This window comes from Rhodopila globiformis, from assembly GCF_002937115.1.
Classification (GTDB): Bacteria; Pseudomonadota; Alphaproteobacteria; order Acetobacterales; family Acetobacteraceae; genus Rhodopila; species Rhodopila globiformis.
The window spans coordinates 1-4439 of the sequence record NZ_NHRY01000151.1; the positions used below are offsets into that span (position 1 = coordinate 1).

At 63.1% G+C, this 4439-nt stretch carries 4 protein-coding genes; 1 reads left to right on the forward strand and 3 read right to left on the reverse strand.

Annotated features, from left to right (window positions below; translation table 11 throughout):
• Positions 1-574: 574 nt before the first annotated feature.
• Together CCS01_RS14980 and CCS01_RS14985 are read right to left on the reverse strand one after the other, a co-directional pair.
• Complete coding sequence (locus CCS01_RS14980; RefSeq protein ID WP_104519605.1) at positions 575-1540, reverse strand: ParA family protein; 966 nt, start codon at positions 1538-1540, stop codon at positions 575-577.
• A complete protein-coding gene (locus CCS01_RS14985; protein WP_104519606.1) occupies positions 1537-2724 on the reverse strand; it encodes an ATP-binding protein in 1188 nt (395 codons plus the stop codon). Before CCS01_RS14985 ends, CCS01_RS14980 begins: the two co-directional genes overlap by 4 nt.
• Positions 2725-3087: 363 nt before the next feature.
• On the opposite strand from CCS01_RS14985, the gene CCS01_RS14990 reads away from it, so the two are divergent.
• On the forward strand, positions 3088-3879 hold the full coding sequence (locus CCS01_RS14990) for a DUF3387 domain-containing protein (protein WP_239992172.1): 792 nt from the start codon (positions 3088-3090) through the stop codon (positions 3877-3879).
• A 53-nt stretch (positions 3880-3932) separates the two neighbouring features.
• Here the strand turns inward: CCS01_RS14990 and arfB are convergent, their stop codons facing one another.
• Positions 3933-4352, reverse strand: a complete 420-nt coding sequence (gene arfB, locus CCS01_RS14995; protein WP_104519608.1) for an alternative ribosome rescue aminoacyl-tRNA hydrolase ArfB — start codon at positions 4350-4352, stop codon at positions 3933-3935.
• Positions 4353-4439 lie beyond the last annotated feature (87 nt).

Consider the following 4439-nt stretch of genomic DNA (forward strand, 5'->3'; position numbering starts at 1 on the left):
ATCGCATCCAGATACGCCTCCAATCGGGCCTCACCCGTCAGCGGCAGTCTCGCTCCTTCCTGATACATGGACCCCTATATGGGGTGGCTATAGTCAATAGCTAGAGGATAGTGACACAGTAAAACTATGTAGTCGTCTATAAAGAATTCATAAGACATTGATAGAAATAGAGAAATTGGCCTTTGCAAGTCACCAGATTTGCAAGAAAGCGCACCCGCCCTATGGCTTTCTTGCAAATTGACCTGATAGCCCTGGGGCGATTTGCATTCGTGAAGTAACCTGCCAGCGCAATGCCAGCCTGCCCCACAAGCAAGGCGTTCACCGACAGCGAGCCTCCACTATGGTCGCGCCAATGAGCCATTTTACCCTGGTCGGCTGGCATTTTCAGCCTCATGTTCATCCACGCGGCAGCGCCTTTGTCTGTTTCTGGCTCCCAGCCTCATTCCGGAGAAACCCGCATCCAATGGGCTTCACGCCGGCGGTTCGGAATTCTTCACAGACGACTATATAGAAACTACGATGACCGGCCTGAGTGGAAAGCTGTCGGCGGCGCCCGGACGAATACTGGACGCCTTCAGATTGGCTCTTCGATCCTGTCCGCGATCGCGCGGGCGAGCCTTTCAAAATCGTCGTAGGCAGCGGATACGGCACCTTGATGACCGCCGATTGCCCCGTCGCCAGGACGAAGCTTGAACATGGGCTTGCGGGCATCTTGGGCCATAGCGATCAGCGAGCGGTAGTCCTTAAGGCGACCCAACGCAAGCGCCTCGTCAGGAACACCAGGATCGTCCACCGCCCGGCGGTAAGCGCCGGGAATCTTCCCGATCCATTTCTGGAAGGCGCGCACTACCCCGTCGGCAAATTCAGTGTGGCGGGACACAACATAGCCGATAGGCCGCATGTTGCCCGCCGGCAAGCTGAAGTCGAGCCGAGGAGCACGGTTGAGCCGGTCCTGCCATTCCGCGCGCCAGGACTTCAGTCGGCCACCAACGTTTTCGAGGCCTCGAACGGAGAAGAGGTCCGGCGCCACAGGGATGATAACATAGTCTGCGGCGATAAGGGCAGCTCGGTTCAGGGCGCCGAATGTCGGACCCACATCTATGAAGGCGATATTGGCCTGATGCCGTTGACTGGCGTATTCGATGATCCGATGGAAAGCCGCCGTGACGCGGAACGCTCGCTCGTCGCGATCAACGCACCGCGGCCAGGTCGCGGATAACTCATCCTCAAAGTCCGAAAGCAGTAGATCGCCAGGAATGATTGCAAGACCGTCGGTCACGCTCAAGGGGTCGAAAAAATGAAGGTCGCCAATACCGCGCTTGACCGGCTCTACCGCCGTGAAAACCGTGTCCGGCTCCCGCGCCTCGTAGATGCGCTCGAGTGTCGTGTCCTTGAAGCACATGGCGGTGAGGTTGGATTGAGGGTCAAGATCCGCCAACAGTACTCGTTGCCCTAAGTCGGCGTACATCCATGCGAGGTGATAGATCAGCGATGTCTTGCCAACGCCGCCCTTATTGTTAAAGAAGGCAATCGATTTCATCGTGCAGGCTCCACCCTGAACAGCGTGTAGTTGGGCTCAAACTGCGTCGCTAGTGGTGGATTGCCGTTTGCCTTGAGGGCGCGGCGAGCTTTCGTCAGGCCGTAGCCGAACCGTTCGACCACGCCCAAAGATTTTAGACCTTCGGCAAGGAACGGATTGCGGTAGGCAGTCACGTCCCGCCAGATCGTTTCCGGGTTGACCTCGCCGAAAAGTCCGCCGGGGTTCATTATTTCAATGCGATCCGAGTACCAGTACAACTTCACCGGCATGGTGCTGGAATCATAAGTCCGGTGAAGCAAGGCGTTCCGGATGAGCTGATCTAATGCTTCGGCAGGATAGTCGGGCTGCTCTCTGCGCTGCGCCCCACCGATGGCGGCGGGCGTGCGTAGATTCAATCGCATGAGCTCTTCGACCTGCCTGACTTGGTCCGGGACGGTTCCGCCGATCTCTTTCTGATCCAGGATGGGATCGACTAGCTCGGGGCCACCCAAGCGAAGGAACTGAATATAGGCGCCGGGGAGATACTCCCGAGGTTCCTTGCCCAGGAGAAGCAAGGCTGCATTCGTGGGCCGTCCGTCCCGGGAGATCAGCCGCAGCGCGCGCAGCTTCTCCTCCGTCGATCGGCCGTTCTCTCGCTGGATTTCCCGGGAAGTCGCGGAGGGGACATATTCAGTTTCGAACCGATGCAGATCCAAATCATCAAGGGAGGCGTCGGCGCACGGTCGGGCATCGAAGGTCAGGTTCTGCCAAATCTGCTTTTCCGTTAGGCGGCGTTCCTCCTCGGCGGTCGCAATGGCCCGCCGTGGGCCGACGCGTATCCAGGTGCGCCCGTCCAAGCGAACGGGTGGTTGGGTCGATGGCGACACCTCGATGACCGCAACCGTACAGCCGTCAATCTCCCTACGAGTCACCGACATCACCGGAAAGGGCAGGATCAGACCATCGCTGCGAAGGCCCCCCAGGATTTTGAGCAGCTCGTCATCGACATTGATCCCGGAGCAGCTTCCATCGTCCTCCTGGCCGATGAAGATCAGTCCCGGCTGGCGATGGTTGGGGAGGTCATTGGCGTAAGCGCAGATCGCCTGTCGAACCTTGTCGGCGGCTGCCTTGAAGTTGCGCTTGCGCTCAGCGCGGTCCGCCTCCATGTCGCGGAAGAGCCGAGCAATCTCATCGTCCGTGAGCATGAACACCTCGCGACCCGCACCCTAGCCCACGGTGAACTTGCGCGCTAGCACGAGCATAGAGAAGCAGACGCTACTAACAAAAGAACTGGGTCGCCGTCTGTCGGCGGCCTATGTCCAGGAGGTGCGGTCGGCGAGAGCCCGCACCGCAGCGCCGGCCTTGTGTCCGCTCCTGCGCCACCTTCAGATGTTCGCCGCCTCCGGTTAAGCCCGCGGCGACCCTTCGCAATGTCGCATAGCTTGAGCAACCGATATGTCGGATTTGGGTCGGTAGCTGCCATCGGATAGTGAGAACGCGCCAGCTTCGGCGACGTCGTCCTCACCCACCGCCTGACGCAGGCCATCGCCCACCCCAACCCCGCCACCGTGGACCAGGCCCGCGCCGAAGCGGCGCTGCGGCTGACGAAACTGTATGCGATGGCGGCGGCGATCCGCGACGAGGCCGGCTTTTTCCAGGCGGTGCGCATCGCCCTGCTGAAGACCGCCGGCGGCGACACGCGCGGCGACGTCGAGCGCGAGTTGGCGATCCAGCAGATCGTCAGCCGCGCCGTGGTCTCCACCGAGATCATCGACATCATGGCCGCCGCCGGCCTGGACCGCCCGGACATCGCGATCCTGTCGGACGACTTCCTGGCCGAGGTCCGCGGCCTGGACAAGAAGAACCTGGCGGTGGAAGCGCTGCGCAAGCTGCTGAACGGCCAGGTGCACGCCCAGGGCAAGCGCAACGTGGTCCAGGCGCGGGCGTTCTCGGAACGGCTGGAGGCCGCGATCGCCCGCTACCACGCCAACGCCATCACCACGGTGGAGGTGCTGGAGGAACTGATCAAGCTGGCCCAGGACCTCCGCGCCGCCCGCGCCCGCGGCGAGGACAGCGGCCTGACCCCGGACGAAATCGCCTTCTACGACGCGCTGGCCCTGAACCAGAGCGCCCGCGACGTGCTGGGCGAACCGGCGCTGCGGGTGATCGCGCACGAACTGGTGCAGGCCGTCCGCAGCAACGTGACGGTGGACTGGGCGCACCGGGAAGGCGCCCGGGCGCGCATCCGCTCGCTGGTGCGGCGCATCCTGCGGCGATACGGCTACCCGCCCGACCTTCAGGACTCGGCGGTGCAGAACGTGCTGCAGCAGGCCGAGGCGCTGTCGGCGGAACTGGCCTGATCATCGCGCCTCAGGCGATCGCGTCCCCGTCCATGTCCCTACCCAGGCCGGCCCTACTCCCCGTCCCGCCCCGTCGCCCGCCCACGCTTGATGCCGGATCGGCGCGCCTTCTCCTCCAGCCGGCGCAGCTTGGACCCATAGGTCGGCTTCGTCGCCACCCGCTTGACCGGGGCCACCGTGGCCCGCCGGACCAGCCCGACCAGCGCCTCCATCGCCGCCGCCCGGTTGCGCTCCTGCGTGCGATGCTGCTGCGCGGTTATCAGGATCTGCCCGTCCTGCGTCAGCCGCCGCCCGGCCAGCTTCTCCAGCCGCGCGCGCACCGCCGGCGGCAGGCCGGCCCGGTCGAGCGACAGGCGAAGCTGCACGGCCGTCTCCACCTTGTTGACGTTCTGCCCGCCAGGACCGGAGGCGCGGATGAAGCTCTCCTCCACCGCGCGCTCGTCGATCGACACTGTCCGGCTCACCTGGATCATGCGGGTCCGCCAATAGCCCTTTTCATCATCGGACTATAGCGATCCGGCCACCCCAGGCGCCAGCCCGCCGCATGGCCCACCCCCGCA

Bases quoted from the DNA above. Each gene is read 5' to 3' on its own strand.
- CCS01_RS14985 (WP_104519606.1), bottom strand. From the start codon at position 2,724: ATGCTCACGGACGATGAGATTGCTCGGCTCTTCCGCGACATGGAGGCG.
- arfB (WP_104519608.1), bottom strand. From the start codon at position 4,352: ATGATCCAGGTGAGCCGGACAGTGTCGATCGACGAGCGCGCGGTGGAG.
- CCS01_RS14980 (WP_104519605.1), bottom strand. From the start codon at position 1,540: ATGAAATCGATTGCCTTCTTTAACAATAAGGGCGGCGTTGGCAAGACA.